This window comes from Rhodoferax sp. SPJ21, from assembly GCF_058216335.1.
In genome coordinates this window covers 1523288-1538084 of sequence record NZ_JBYZMO010000002.1, presented here as the reverse complement: position 1 = coordinate 1538084, position 14797 = coordinate 1523288, and the positions used below count along the sequence as shown (strand labels likewise).

At 63.8% G+C, this 14797-nt stretch carries 8 protein-coding genes; 4 read left to right on the top strand and 4 right to left on the bottom strand.

Annotated features, from left to right (window positions below; all coding sequences use genetic code 11):
* Positions 1 to 9: 9 nt before the first annotated feature.
* Positions 10 to 1977, bottom strand: a complete 1968-nt coding sequence (gene uvrC, locus AC4BBN_RS15070; protein WP_490592776.1) for an excinuclease ABC subunit UvrC — start codon at positions 1975 to 1977, stop codon at positions 10 to 12.
* A gap of 46 nt (positions 1978 to 2023) precedes the next feature.
* Here uvrC and AC4BBN_RS15065 point away from each other — a divergent pair, with 46 nt between their 5' ends.
* The 4 genes from AC4BBN_RS15065 (at position 2024) to AC4BBN_RS15050 (ending at position 6385) form a co-directional block, all read left to right on the top strand.
* Positions 2024 to 2536, top strand: coding sequence for a M48 metallopeptidase family protein (locus tag AC4BBN_RS15065; RefSeq protein WP_490592887.1), 513 nt, complete (start codon positions 2024 to 2026; stop codon positions 2534 to 2536).
* Entirely contained in the window at positions 2524 to 3648 is a 1125-nt protein-coding gene (earP, locus tag AC4BBN_RS15060) for an elongation factor P maturation arginine rhamnosyltransferase EarP (protein ID WP_490592886.1), read from the top strand. The genes AC4BBN_RS15065 and earP overlap by 13 nt, the downstream gene beginning before the upstream one ends.
* Before the next feature lie 123 nt (positions 3649 to 3771).
* Positions 3772 to 4326, top strand: coding sequence for an elongation factor P (gene efp, locus AC4BBN_RS15055; protein ID WP_490592775.1), 555 nt, complete (start codon positions 3772 to 3774; stop codon positions 4324 to 4326).
* A 46-nt stretch (positions 4327 to 4372) separates the two neighbouring features.
* Positions 4373 to 6385: a UvrD-helicase domain-containing protein gene (locus tag AC4BBN_RS15050; protein ID WP_490592774.1), complete on the top strand. Its 2013-nt coding sequence runs from the start codon at positions 4373 to 4375 to the stop codon at positions 6383 to 6385.
* 15 nt (positions 6386 to 6400) lie between these two features.
* On the opposite strand, the gene AC4BBN_RS15045 is transcribed toward AC4BBN_RS15050, so the two are convergent.
* The 3 genes from AC4BBN_RS15045 to AC4BBN_RS15035 all read right to left on the bottom strand — a co-directional run bounded on the left by AC4BBN_RS15045 (position 6401) and on the right by AC4BBN_RS15035 (position 14780).
* Positions 6401 to 7993: a glycosyltransferase family 39 protein gene (locus AC4BBN_RS15045; protein WP_490592773.1), complete on the bottom strand. Its 1593-nt coding sequence runs from the start codon at positions 7991 to 7993 to the stop codon at positions 6401 to 6403.
* 94 nt (positions 7994 to 8087) lie between these two features.
* Complete coding sequence (locus tag AC4BBN_RS15040) at positions 8088 to 10895, bottom strand: DUF349 domain-containing protein (RefSeq protein WP_490592772.1); 2808 nt, start codon at positions 10893 to 10895, stop codon at positions 8088 to 8090.
* 153 nt (positions 10896 to 11048) lie between these two features.
* Positions 11049 to 14780 (bottom strand): DUF748 domain-containing protein, encoded by a 3732-nt coding sequence (locus AC4BBN_RS15035; RefSeq protein WP_490592771.1) that lies wholly within the window; start codon positions 14778 to 14780, stop codon positions 11049 to 11051.
* Between the last annotated feature and the right edge of the window lie 17 nt (positions 14781 to 14797).

Sequence of the window (14797 nt, the reverse complement as noted above, 5' to 3'; positions counted from 1 at the left end):
GCACGGGCCTCAACGCAATGCACGGTAGATTTCTTCCGCCAACTCACGCGAAATGCCGTCAACTTTGGCGATATCGTCCACACCCGCTGCAGCCACGCCACGAATGCCGCCAAAACGCTGCAACAGGCTGGCACGTTTCTTCGGCCCGATGCCAGCAATATCCTCCAGCTTGCTGCCGCCGACGCGGACCTTGGCGCGTTGGGCGCGCATGCCGGTAATGGCAAAGCGGTGGGCCTCGTCGCGTATCTGCGCCACTAACATTAGTGCCGCCGAATCGCGCGCCAGTGTGGCCTTGGTACGGCCATCGGCGAACACCAGTTCTTCGAGCCCGACCTTACGGCCCTCGCCTTTTTCGACCCCCACGATCAACCCCAGGTCCAGGCCCAGCGCCTCGAACACCGACTTCGCCATCGACACCTGACCCTTGCCCCCGTCGACCAGCACCAGGTCCGGCATGCGTCCAGCCGGTGGCTCGACACTGGGCTCCGCCTGCACGCCAAATTTGCTGTAGCGCCGCGTCAGCACCTGGCGCATGGCTGCGTAATCGTCGCCCGGCGTGATGCCCTCGATCTTGTAGCGCCGGTATTCTGAGTTCTGCATCTTGTGCTGCTGGAACACCACGCAGGAAGCCTGCGTTGCCTCGCCGGCGGTGTGGGAGATATCGAAGCACTCGATACGCAAGGTATCGAGGTCGTCCGGCGCCAGGTCCAGCGCATCCACCAAGGCGCGGGTGCGGGCCTGCTGCGAACCCTCCTCGGCCAGCAGCCGCGCCAGTTGCAGGCCGGCATTCTTCTGCGCCATCTCCAGCCAGACGCGGCGCTGCTCGCGCGGGTTGTGCACCGCCGTCACCTTGGTGCCGCTTTGAGATGACAGCGCGTCGAGCAAGCTCTTGCCGACCGGCACGCTGGTGATCAACGCAGGCGGAATCGGTATATCGATGTAATGCTGGGCAATAAAGGCCTCCAGCACCTGCACCTCCACGCCCTGGGCTGCGTCCTCGCCCTCCACCTCGACCGCACTCATGAACACCGCGTCTTCCACATGCGTGGGGTAGTAGGCCCTGTCGCCCAAATGGCGCCCGCCTCGCACCATGGCCAGGTTCACGCAGGCGCGGCCGCCTTGTACCTTCACCGCCAGGATGTCCACGTCCTTGTCGGAGACGTTGTCCACCGACTGCTGGTGCAGCACGGTAGACAAGGCACTCATCTGGTTGCGCAACTCAGCCGCCTGCTCGAACTCCAGCTTGTCAGAGTGGGCCATCATTCGGACCTCCAGCGCCTTCAGCACTTGCTGGGTTTCGCCATCCAGAAACTTCTCGGCGTTCAGCACGTCCTGCGCGTAGTCTTGCGGAGAGACAAAATTCACACAGGGTCCAGAGCAGCGCTTGATCTGGTACAGCAAACAGGGCCGCGTGCGGTTGTTGAAAACTGTGTCTTCACAGGTGCGCAGGCGGAAGACTTTTTGCAGCAGCTGGATCGACTCCTTCACCGCCCAGGCGCTGGGGAAGGGCCCGAAGTAGCGGTGCTTTTTCTCTACCGCGCCGCGGTAGTAGGCCACGCGCGGAAATGTCACCGCGCTAGGTTCTGCCGCGAAGGCCGGCAAAGCCGTGATCTTCAGATACGGATAGCTTTTGTCGTCACGGAACAAGATGTTGTACTTGGGGTGCAGCGTCTTGATGAGGTTGTTTTCCAGCAGCAGCGCCTCGGCTTCGGAGCGCACCACGGTCGTCTGCATGCGCGCGATCTTGCTGACCATGTGGCCGATGCGGGTTCCGCCGTGGTCGCGCTGGAAGTAGGTGGTGACACGCTTCTTCAGGTTCTTGGCCTTGCCCACGTACAGCACGATGCCATCGGCGTCGAAATAGCGGTAGACGCCTGGCAAGGCGGGCAAGGCGGCGACTTCGCTTAGCAGTTGCTCGGAATGCACGGGCGCTTCGGCTGGCGCCTCAGGGGGTTCAACAGGATTAATCTCGGACATAGGCCGTATTGTGGACAATCCCTGGCTGCGCTCCTCCACCGACTCCATGATCCCCCTGAAATACCTGTCGGCTTATCCGGCCCACGTCACCGCCCAGGTGCAGCAGCTGCTGGCCGCCGACAAGCTCGGCCCACTGTTGCTGAAAAAGTACCCCAGCGCCCACAGCGTGCGCACCGACAAAGCGCTGTACGACTACGTGATGGACCTGAAAACCCAGCACCTGCGCAATGCCGCGCAGATCAACAAGGTAGGCTTTGACGCCAAGCTGCACGTCTACCACCACGCGCTCGGCACCCACACCACGGTGTCGCGGGTGCAGGGCAACAAGCTCAAGGCCAAGCACGAGATCCGCATCGCCACCCTGTTCAAGGACGTGCCCGATGCCTTCCTGAAAATGATCGCGGTGCACGAGCTCGCTCACCTGAAGGAGCGCAACCACGACAAGGCCTTCTACCAGCTGTGTACGTACATGGAGCCCGACTACCACCAGCTGGAGTTCGACGTGCGCCTGTACCTAACGCACATCGACGTAGCCGGCAAACTGGACTGGCCCGCTTGAAAACCTGGGACATCTTTTGCCAGGTGATAGACAACTTCGGCGACATCGGCGTCTGCTGGCGCCTGTCCGCCGACCTGGCCGCGCACGGCATGCAGGTGCGGCTGTGGGTGGACGACCCGTCGGCCCTGGCCTGGATGGCGCCGCAGGGCTGCCCCGGCGTGGAAGTGCGGCACTGGGCCCAGCCGCTGGACCTGGCGGGCGTGGGGCCCAGCGATGTCTGGGTAGAAGCCTTCGGCTGCGAAATTGCTCCTGAATTTATAGCTGCTCGCGCAGAATATACCTGCGCCAATGGCACAAAACCCTTGTGGATCAACCTCGAATACTTGTCGGCCGAAAGCTATGTGGAACGCTGCCACGCCCTGCCCTCGCTGGTACGCGACGGCCCGGCTGCGGGCCGGCAAAAGTGGTTCTTCTACCCCGGCTTCAGCGACAAGACCGGCGGCCTGCTGCGCGAAGCCGATCTGGCCCAGCGCCAGACAGACTTCGACCGCAGCGCCTGGTTGCAAGACCTTTGGCCCCAACTTCAGCACGGCTTCGGAGCGCCGCAAGGCGCAACCGGCGAGCAGCGAGTCAGCCTGTTTTGCTACGAGCCCCCGGCCCTGCAGGCCTTGCTGGAACAGCTGGCCAGCACGCCCCTGCCCACCCGCCTGCTGGTCACCGCCGGCAGGGCGACGCATGCGGTGCAGGCCTTGCTTTTAGATAAAAAATGGCTCCAGCGCACATTCCACCTGCGCGGGCAGCTATCAATTTCATACCTGCCAACATTGACCCAACGCGACTTCGACCACCTGCTGTGGGCCGCAGACTGGAATCTGGTGCGCGGCGAAGACTCGCTGGTGCGCGCCATCTGGGCCGGTAAGCCTTTTGTGTGGCAGATCTACCCGCAGGACGACGCGGCCCACCACGCCAAGCTGGAAGCCTTTTTGGACATGGCCCAGGCGCCGGACTCGCTGCGCCAGTTCCACCGGGTCTGGAACGGGCTGCATGACGGCCCCCTGCCGGCACCGGACCTGCCTACGTGGAATGCCTGGGCCCTGGCTTTGCGCGACCGGCTGCTGCTGCAAGCCGACCTGGTGACGCAGCTCCTGAGCTTCCAGCCCAAAACCCGTTAAAATCCAGGGCTTTGCCCAAACGGGCTGCTATCGGCAAACGCGATGTTTTGCCCCACCCGCCGCAGACATATCACCCGGAGATGTTCCCGGGAGCGTTGCGCGGCCCTCACTCCAGAGAATGCTATGAAAATCGCCCAAGAAATCCGCGCAGGCAACGTCATCATGAACGGCAAGGACCCGATGGTCGTCCTGAAAACCGAATACAGCCGCGGCGGCCGCAACTCCGCCACCGTGCGCATGAAGCTCAAGAGCCTGATCGCCAACTTCAACACCGAAGTGGTGTTCAAGGCCGACGACAAGATCGACCAGATCGTGCTGGACAAGAAAGAGTGCACCTACTCCTACTTCGCCGAACCCATGTACATCTGCATGGACACCGAATACAACCAGTACGAAGTCGAAGCCGAAAACATGGGCGACGCACTGAACTACCTGGAAGACGGCATGGAACTGGAAGTCGTGTTCTATGACGGCAAGGCCATCTCGGTTGAACTGCCCACCAGCGTGCAGCGCGAAATCACCTGGACCGAACCCGCCGTCAAGGGCGACACGTCCGGCAAGGTGCTGAAGCCCGCCAAGATCGCCACCGGCTTTGAATTCGGCGTGCCAATCTTTGTGGCCCAAGGCGACAAGGTCGAAATCGACACCCGTACCGGCGAATACCGCAAGCGCGTCTAATACACGCCCAGGCGAACCTAAAAAGGCTCCTTCGGGAGCCTTTTTTATGGCCGACAAACCACACCCTCAGGCCTCCATGCAAGCACCTTCCGCAGTCGATCCCAAAACCGTGGCGCATTTTCAGCCCAAGGCCATCACGCCCACGGCCGAACAGCTGGCGGTGCAGGTCAGCCCAGCGCGCATGGCGATCGTGGAGGCCAACGCGGGCGCCTCCAAGACCACCGTGCTGGCCCTGCGCATGGCCGAGGCCTGGACGCGCGGCACCCGACCCGAACACATCTTCGCGTTGACCTATACCGACGCCGCCCAGCTGGCACTGAAGACGGCCCTGAAAAAAATAGGGGTGCCGGCCGCCATCGTCCAGCAGCTGCGCATACAAACCTTCGAAGCCTTTTGCAGCCAGGTACTGCGCGACATGGAAGGCGGACCGGTGCCGCTCTATACCGAGGCCGAGCAATTCAGCCCAGTGCTCTGGGAGGCCGTGGAACGCGTGGCAGAACACCCCAGCGAAAAGTGGCCGGAAGAACTGCTCATGCCGACCCTGGGTGACCAGGGCCTGGTGGACAGTTTTCTGCAATACAGCGAAATCCTCAAAGGCACGCTGCGCGATGTGCTGGAGCGCCAGGAGCAGTCCGTCACGCCCGACTACGCCGCCTCCCTGGAAATCGAATACACCCAGCTCAAGATCTACCTGGCGTTTGAACGCCTGCGCACCGCCAACCCCGAGAAACCCGCGTTCCGAGGCCCGCAAGACGCCACCTACGACCTGGCCTGCATGCTACGCGAAGCCGAGCCCATGGAGCACTACCCCGCCTGGCCAACCCGGGTGAAGGTGCTGGTCATCGACGAGATGCACGACATGAACCAGGCCATGTTCACCGTGCTGCAGGCCCTGCTGGCCAGCAACCGCTGCTTCTTTTGCGGTGTGGGCGACATCGACCAGGTGATCCACAAAGCCACCGGCGCCGACGCCAAATTCATGCGCAGCAGCCTGGCCGAGCACAGCAGCCACAAGGTACAGCGCTACCCGCTGACGCACAGCTTCCGTTTCGGCGCTGCCGTGGCCAAGCTGGCCGGCCAGATCGCCCACAAAGCCTATGCCACCATGGCCCCGCACAACACCCAGCTCACGCGCCTGGACTACGCCGACAACGCCGCCTGCGCGGCCCTGGTGGTGCAGCAGGCCTTGCAATGGAAGAGCCAGCCGCGCGCCAAGATGCATGAATTTGCAGTGCTGCTGCGCCATGCCCACCAGTCGGTGCAGATTGAAAACGCCCTGATCGAGGCCGGCCTGCCCTACACCACGCGCGGCTTCGACAGCTATGTGCTGCGGCCCGAGGTGCTGTTCCTGCGCGGCCTGCTGGCCGTGGCCACTGACGACCTGCGCAGCGTCACCGTGGAGCGCACCCGCGCCCTGGTGATGCGCGCGCTGGTGTTCTTTGCCGGCTCGCACATCCAGGTGGAGGGGCGCGAACACGAATCACAACAAGAGCTATTGGACGATGCCGTGCGCAGCGTCACCGACAACCCGCTGTTCCTCACCTCGTTCTTCGACAACCAGGTGCTGCGCAACGCGCCGGCCAATACCCGCAAGCGGCTGCAGGCCGCCGTACTGCGCATACGCACCCACACCGGCCCCGGCCTGCTGGACGCCGTGCTGAAAGATTTGCAGATCCATACGCTGGTGAACCAAGTGCTCAGCTCACGTCTGCGCCGCGTGGAGGCAGAAACCAACCTGACCTGGCTGGCCCAGGCCGCCGAGCGATTTGCCAGCCCGGCGCTATTCTTCCAGCACCTGAACGCGATCGAGCAAAAGCAACATGACAGCCAGCGCGACAAAAGCAGCAGCCTGCTGATTGCCAGCATTACCAGCGTCAAGGGGCTGGAGTTCGATGTGGTGCAAATACCGTATCTGGCGCAAGGAGAGTTCCCCGACCCGCATTCCGATGCAGGCGAAGAGGCCAACACCTTCTACGTAGGTGTGACCCGCGCCCGGCGCCAACTGACGCTGCTGGCCAGCCAGACCCGGCCCAGCAGCCTGCTAGCCGACAAGCACTAAATGCAATAAATCGCCTCAGCGGACCATGCAGCTACCGGGTGCGCTGGGCAGGATGATGCCCCAGCGCACCACGCCGGTGCCACTTTTGATGGCCTGCGCCTGCGATACGGCCCAGGGCATATTCCAGGCACCGGTGACAGAGGCCTGCTCCATCAGACGGTTCAGTTCCGGGCTGTTGGCCGAGGAGCCGGTAGCGCCCCGGGTCTGATCGTCCAGCACCATGGCACCGCAGCTGCGGATGGCTTCGGCATTGACCCACGGCGATTTGAAGTAGTGCCCGTCAATCAGCACCGCCACCCGCTGCGAACCCGAACTATGGGCCACGATATTGCCGCCCAGCCAGATATCAGAGACAACGATGCGCAAGGGCACGCTGGTGTGCTTGCGCCACTCTTCCATGGCATTGCGCGCCAGTAAACCGCCTGGGAAGTTGGCCCGGGTACGCCAATGGAAGTGCTCGGCCACCACCGTCTTGCCCAACACCAAACTCAGGCATAGAACAACGTGCGCAGCGATCACCGCACGCAAAATCGAACGCTCAATCAAACTGGACACGGGCATTCGCAGCACGGCCATTGCCAGCAAGCCCGCTAGCAAAAATGCATTCGCGCCCCAACGGGATACCAGCTCCGTCCGGGTCGCGACGCAGTACACCACGGTCAGCACCAGCGGCGACAAGGTAGCGACCCACAGAAACAGGCGATCCGATGGATTGAGGGCCGGCGTGGGTTGCAACGCCTCCGTACTCCTACGGCACAGCCTGCGCAAATACAGCAGGCCCAGCACCAGCGGCCAGACGCGGACCAGCTGGATGCCCGCAAAAGCCCCCAGGCTCGACAACTGGGCCGCCCAGCCCTGCAGGGGCAGCGTCACGGAATGGGCGTAGCGGAAAGGCAGGAAATTGGTGGTTTGCAGCCAGATAGCGTGTGGCACCAGCACGGCCACAGATACCAGGGCCGCCACGGCAAGCCCCTGCAACGTCAGGCGGTGGTGCAAGGCCCGGTCCAGTGCCAGGTACAACAGCAAACCGGCAATGGGCATCAGCGCCACATACTTCACCATCATGGACAAGCCGGCATACAGCCCCACCAAAGCCCACAGATAGAGCGATCCCCGGCGGGTCGCCAGGTAGAACGTCAAGACCATCGCCGCCTGGAAGGGCAGCAATGCCGTGTTGTGGTTGAAGTTGTCAGCCCCCAGGTTGTGGTACGTCACCAGTGAGGTCAGAGCCACCGCCACCAAAGCACGTCGCTGCGACATGAATTCGCAACCCAGGCGCCAGGTCAGGAACAAGGCCAGCACTGTGCTCACTTGGGCAGCCGCGAACGGCAGCACCACCGAGGGGCCAAATACCTGCAGCAAGCCGTGCATCAGCCAAGACGGTACGGGCGGATGTTTCCAGTAGCCGTTCTCCATCGAAAACGACCAGGTGAACTGCTCGGCCGAATCGATCTCGGGGGCCTTGTAGGTCAGGCCAGAAGCCAGGCTCCACAGCAACACCTGGCCCAGGCATAGCAGCAGCACGGTGTGCCATACAGGCCGCTCACGCGTGGCATTCGATGCGGTGGCGCGGCCCAGGGCCTCCAGAGGCATGGCGTCGGTACTCATGCAGGCCGCCCTCCACCCCAAAGACGCGTACGCCTTACGAGGGGATCAGTCCGCCCGCTAAAGGCCATCCACCGCACCTGGCACCCGGTCCCACTTAGCGCTTGAGCAGAATCTTCAGCACGGTCTGCATACGCCGCGCCTGGCCTGCGTCGAAGCTGCTGGCCCAAACCTTGGCAGCATCTTGGGCCCAGGTTTGTGCGGGCGATGGGTCGTTGCGCTTGGTCAGCAACTGCAGTTGCAGCATGCGGCGGGCGCTGACCAGCTCGGCGGGCGTGGGTGCCTCGGCGGCGATTTCCAGACGCAACAGGGCTTCTGCGGCGGTCTTTTCATCGGTCTTGGCGGGCGCGCTCAGGCTCTGTGCCCAGGCCGTACGGGTCGCAGGGTTCACGCCATGGCCCAGGGCCTGGGCGCTGGGCAGCTGGGCGACGTCACGCTTTTCCCAGGCGCTCAGCAGGTCGGTCAAGACCTCGCCATGGGCTTGGGCGGCCAGCTTCTTCAGCGCGTGCTGGGCGTTTTCCAGCGCATCGCGCTGGGCGCGGAAGGCCGCGTCACCCAGACGTGGGCCACGGTCTTCGAACGCGGGGCGGTCGCCAAAACGACCGCCGTCACGGCCACCACGGTCGTCGCGGCGGGGCTCGAACTTGTTGTCACCCGGGCGGGCGGCGCCACGTGGGCCGTCCTTGCGGTCACCAAACTTGCCGCCACGGCCCGCAGCGGGTGCGGGCTCGGCCTTCTTCATGCCGGGGCGGTCGTCGCCGCGCATGGCCACTACGGGCTTACGCGCCGGCTTGGGGGCTTCGACCGGGGCAGCTTCTGCAGCCGGCTCTGCGTTTGCTACATTTTCAGTAGCTGCTTGCGCAGACTCTTCCTGCGCTACAGGCGCATTTTCTTCAGAAGCTTCCGCCACCGGTGCGGCAGCCGCAGATTCGGCCTGCACAGCGGACTGGGCAGCGGCGTCAGCCTTATCAGCATTCACTGCAGCCTGGGCCAGGGCCTGACCGCGCAGCGCGGCCTCCAGGTCGCCCATGGCAGCGCGGATCTTTTGCGCGTCGCCCGAGGCGTTCGCGGCATCCAGTGCCTTGGCGGCGTCCAGCACCATGCGGTCGCGGTCGCTCAGGGCCGTGGCGGCCTTGCTGCGCTCTTCGGTCTTGCGGTTGAATGCCTCGTCCAGCGGCTTGCGGAAGGCGTCCCACAGCTTTTGTTCGAACTTGCGGTCCAGCGGCACGCCCTGGGCCTCAGCCTGCCAGCGTTGCTGCAACGCCTTGACGGCGTCGATGCGCAATACGGGTGCGGCACCCAGCACCTTGGCTTCTTCGATCATGGCCTGGCGGAATTCCACGCTGGCTTTTTGCAGGTTTTCCAGAGGCGCAGCGGCCAGGCCGATGGCCTCTTTCCACAGCGGCTGCATTTCAGCAAACGCCTTTTCGCCCAGGTGGCCGGCATCGCGCCAGCGGTCGCCGAACTGGTGCAGGATGCGGGAGAAGCCCTTCCAGTCGCCGTCCTTGGCCGTCACGTTCTCGGCGGCCCAGGCCTTGACTTCTTCGATCAGCGCCAGGCGCTGGGCCTTGTTGGCCACGGCTTCGGTCTTGACCTTGTCCAGCCAGGCTTCGACGACCTTGTAGGCCTCGTTGCAGGCTTCGTCAAAACGCTTCCACAGCGCATGGTTGGGCACGCCGCCTTGGTCGGTCTGCTTCCATTGCTCGCGCATCTGGCGCAGCGTGTCTTGCATCTTGCGGCCGCCCAGGGCATGGCCGTCGGGGCGCTTGAGCAGGCCTTCGGCTTTGATCAATAGCTCTTCACGCAGTTGGTCGGCGCGCCAGCGCTGCCAGCCTTCGAGTTCACCGGCGGCGGCCAGTGCGGCTTGCGCGGCGTTGCCCAGCTTCTCATCGACCAGACGGTTGTGTTCTTTCAAGGCATTGCGCAATGCCGCTGCGGCGCCGGCGCTGGCCTTGCCATGGCCTTCGGCCACTTCCTGCTCGACCTTGCTGAGTGCGTCTTGCACCGCCTTGTTGGCGGCTTCGCGCAGGGCCGGGTCCACCGGGGCTTTGGGTTCCTTGGCTGGTCTGGCGGGCTTGGCAGCTTCCAATGGAATGCCACGGGCCACACGAATTTCGTCGGCCCACACGTTCACCGGGGGCAGCGGCGCATTGGCGTCGGCGTCGGCCGCGACGACCAGAGCCAAAGCGCCCTGGAAAGCTTCCCACACCACCAGCAGTTGGCCGCGCGAGGCATCCAGCATGGTGGGGTATTTGCCATCCACGCTGGTCCAGTTGCTGTCGGACGCCAAAGCCGTGGCCTGGTCTTGCCAGTGTTGTACATCGTTGCGCAGCACGTCCAGCGCGGCCTGGGCATCACGCCAAGGCTTGGTGGACAGCACTTCGATGCGCTGGGCCAGCAGTACGGCGGCTTCACGCTGCACCTGCACGCGGTGCTGCAGGTCTTCAATGCCTTTGACGCGGTCGGCCAGCTGCACCTTCAGGGCGGCCAGCGGTTCCTTGCTCAGCGGTGCGCCGGCCTTGGCGGCATCGCGCTGCCAAGCCATGGCATCGGCCATGTTCAGCTTGGGCAGGGCCAGCAGCGCGGTGGCCTTGCGGGCCCACTCGGCAGCGATGATTTCAGCGCCCTTGCTGCGCTTGAGTTCGTCCAGCTTTTCCTTCAACGGCTTGGCCGCACCACGGTCTCGTCCGTTCAGCTCCTGGAACACCTCCTGCATCTGCTCGTAGCTGGGGTTGGTCACCAGCCAGTCGCGGATGCGCTGCGCACGCTCACCGGCGGTGTGGGCGGAAAAAGCGCCTCCCGTCAGGGTGTCGAGCGGATGCGGTTCTTGGGATTTTGTGGCGTTCACGGCAGGCTTTTCAGAAGGAGTGGCAGGCGTTGTTTTAGGAGAGGAGAAGCCGAACATGGATGAATTTCTTTGGGGATAGAACAAGCGGCCACCAGGGCCGCTAGGCCCCACGGCACACAGGTCCGGTTCGGGGCAAAGGTGCTATTTTCGCCGCTTTTCAAATAGCTGCACAAATCCAGGCCTGGCGGACCTGGATTTAGCCATCCGGTCTTAAGGCATGGCCAGCTGCAGCTCGGCCTGCGGCTGCCAGGTAGCCTCGGTCGCCAAGGTTTTGGCAGCCCCCAGGAACAAGCGTTCCAGCGGGATTTTTTGCCCCGCCAGATAGTCACGCACAACCACACCGCGCTGTACCGCCAGGCGTTGTAGCGCGTCATCGCTGGCGGGTAGATTGGCCAGCAACAATTGCTCCATCTCGGCATCCGGCAAGTCCTTGAGCAGACCCAGGGCGTTGCGCGGCTTGGGGAAGTTGGCCCGCTTGTACAGGGACTTGAGCAGGGCCGGATATTCGGCGGGGTCTACCGCCATGGACGCCAGCTCGCCGGTATCGGCATCGGGCGCAGCCGCGCCGTCCACTACGGCGTTGCGGCGCTTTTCAGCCAACACGCGGCGTTGCAGCCGGGCCTTTTGCAAAGCTTCACGCTCGGCTTCGACACTGGCGCTGCCCACCACGGTCAACTTCAGGCCATTGCGCGCCTCCAGCGCCTTGGCTACTTTGTCCAGGTTTTGCCGGGCCTCGGGGGTGAGCAGCGCGCTGCCGGGGGCGAAGTGCACTACGCTCAGTTCGTCCCCTCCGCCGCCAAAGGCACTGGCCAGCAGACTGAAGGGCGAGGTAATGGCCTTGGCAATCAGGTTGCCGATGATCTTGAAGATCACCGGTCCGATGCGGAACTGCGGGTCGTTCAACGAACCGGACAAGGGCACATTCAGGTCGATCACGCCATTGCGGTCGGCCAGCAGTGCCACGGCCAGCTTCACTGGCAGGCTGGCCGGCGCTCCCGCCACCTCGTCGCCAAAAACCAGTTGGTTCAGGATGATGCTGTTGGTCGCCGTCAACTGGCCATCGGGCTGGACCACGTAGTGCACGTCCACACTGAGCTTGCCGCGCTCAATGCCGTGGCCAGCGTATTTGATGCTGTAGGGCGACAGCGCGGGCAGCTCCAGGTCGCGCACCTTGGCATTGATGTCCAGTGCCAGGGGCTTGGCCAGCGGGTTGAGCTTGCCCAAAATCTCCAGCGAGGCCGTGCCCTCTGCCCGGCCGCGCAGCTCCAGGTCGGCCTGCTGCACCACGCCCTGCTCGGCCACGGAGGAGAACGCGCCCAGCTTGCCGGTCAGCTCGCTGAGGTTGGCGCTGTAGTTGGGCTTGATGAAGCGGTCCGAGAACTGCACCCGGCCGTTGACCAGGCTGATGGCGCCTATGCGCACCAGGGGTGCGGCGCTACTTGCATCATTTTGGCCGCTGGCGCTTGATTTACCTGCGCCAGCAGCTACAGTATTAGTAGCACCAGGCGGTTCCGCCGGGCTGGATTTGACCAGGTCTTGCAGGTTGATACGGCCGGTTTCGTCCAGGACCACGCGGGCATAGAAGTCGCTGAGCGCGGTTTCCTTGACCTCGACACGGGTCACGGTAGCCGGAGCCAACGCCACGTCCACCCCGCGCAGGTTCAACAATTTCCAGCTCAGCAATTCACGGTTCTGGTTGGCACCTGCATCCGGGGTACTGCTGTAGGGCGAGCGGTTGGCGCGGAACTCCTCCAGCGTGCCGTCGCCACGCACCTTGAGCACCGGCCCGGCCGGGCTGGCGCTGTAAGCGACCTGGCCTTTGAAGCTGGTGTCGGCCCGCACAATGTCCACATTCAAGCTGGCGCCGAAATACGGCTCCAGCGCATGCAGGGGCAGATGCACCACATCCACCTGGCCCTGGGCCGCCAGCGGCTGCAGGGCCAGCGTGCCTTTGTAAGACAGGCGTCCAGCCTCCACATTGCCGGCGCCGATACGGGCGGCAATGTTCAGCGGCGAAGGCTTGGCGCTGTTCGGGTCCAAGTCTTTCATCTGCACCTGCAAAGCCGTCAATTCCAAGGAGACGGGCTGAGCCGCCGCCTTATCTATATAGGAGACAGCGCCGCCTTCCAAGGCAAGGTCGGCCACGTTGATGGACCAGGGCTTGGCCGTTGCGCTGGAAGGTGCTGGCGCGGTCACCGCAGAGTCAGCTACTGGCATGGTACCGGCAGGCGTTTTGAGCCAGCGCTCGAACATCCAGCGCTGGTCGGCGCCCCGCTCCACTTTGGCACGCGGCTCGGTCAAAGCCAGCTTGCCGATGCGCACGCTGTGCTGGGCCAGATCGACCTGGGCTTGCAGCAGCTGCAGTTGGCGCAGGCTGGCCAGGGCAGCCGCTGCCGGCTTGCCGCCGGTAGACGGCGCGCCCAGCGCCAGGCCGTCCAGCGTGAGCTGCTTGGCCGTAATTTGCAGTGCTTCGGACGCCTTCCACTGCAGCTGCAGATCAGCATTCAGCTGGCCACTCAACCGAGGCTCCAGCACAGCCGCCAAGTACGGCGCAGCTAGGTCCAGCGGTAAGCCTCCCAGACTGGCATCGACATTCGCCTCCTGGTCGGTGGCGGAGCCGCTGAAGCGCAGCTCGGCGGCCTTGCCAGCCTGGGCCTTGCCACCCTGTTCCAGCTGGACCTGGCCGCTGAACTTCAGCGGCTGGGTGAACGGCCAGGCGATGGCCGATGCCTCCAGCGCCACATCGTTCAAAGCCAGTTGGGCTGCCGGGCGGGTGGTGGCGTCGCTCCAGCGGACACTGCCCCGCGTCAGCGCCAGCTTGGCCACGTTCAGCTTCCACGGCGAGGACGCTGCAACTTCAACATCCTTTTGAGTGCTAGCGCTTGATTTACCTGCGGGAGTAGCTACGTTTTTAGGAGCAACCGGAGGTACAAGAAAATCCAGCCGCCCGGCGGCATTGCGGCGCATATCCAAGGCCAACGCATTCAACTCGACCGAAGACAGCTTGACCACTTGTTCCAGCGGGCGCACATCCTCCAGCGTCAGCTTCAAGCTGTCCAGCGCCAGCCACGGCGCACCCTGGGGGTTCGCCACCTTCAGCTTGTCGGCCTGCAGCACACCGCGCAGGCGCACGGTCATCTTGGGAGTTTCTTCAAACGCCAGTTGCAGGTCCGCATTCAGCACCGCGCCCTGCACCTTGACCGGCAGGCTGGCGGGTAAGTAGGGCAAATAAGGCGCCAGGTCCAGGTTCTTCAAGACCAGGTGCGCATCGGTCTTGCGGGTGGGCTCAAAGGGCGTGGTCTGGGCCGCTGTGTCAAAACTGCTGCCATTCAGGGTAAAGGCCAACCTGGGCTCGGCCTGAATGCTGCGCTGCGAATCCAGGTTGCTGATGAAAGGCAGGCTCAGGTGCAGGTCGCGCACCGCGTGGGTCTTGCCCACAGGCTGGTCCACAAAGTCCACCGAACCGTCGGTCAGGGTGACGTTGTACAGCGCAAACGAAGGCGTAGGGCTGGGCTGGGGGGCTGGCGGCGTGGCCAGGCGGGCCACGATGTCATCAAAGTCATAGCGCCCATCGCCCAGGTGGGTGATCTTCAGCTGCGGTTGCTGCACAGCGATAGCATCAACCACAGGCGCCAGCCGGCGCAGGGATTGCCACAGCGCCACATCCACCAGCACATGCTCGATGCGCAGCTGCGGCGTCGCCCCTGCTGCCGGTCCGGCGATGGACAACTGGTCCAGCGTCAATGCCAGCGTCCAGGGGTGGAAGTCCACCCGGCCAACCTGCACCTGGCGGCCCAGCTTTTCGCTGCCTGCCTTCTCCAGCTGGCTTTTCAATAGAGGCGGCACCGCCAACCAGGCAAGCACCCATAACACCAACAAACCAACGACAGCCCACAGCACGCGGCGCAGCCATGGACGGGAAGCAAAAGATACAAAGGTCATGTTGCCCATTTTGCCGC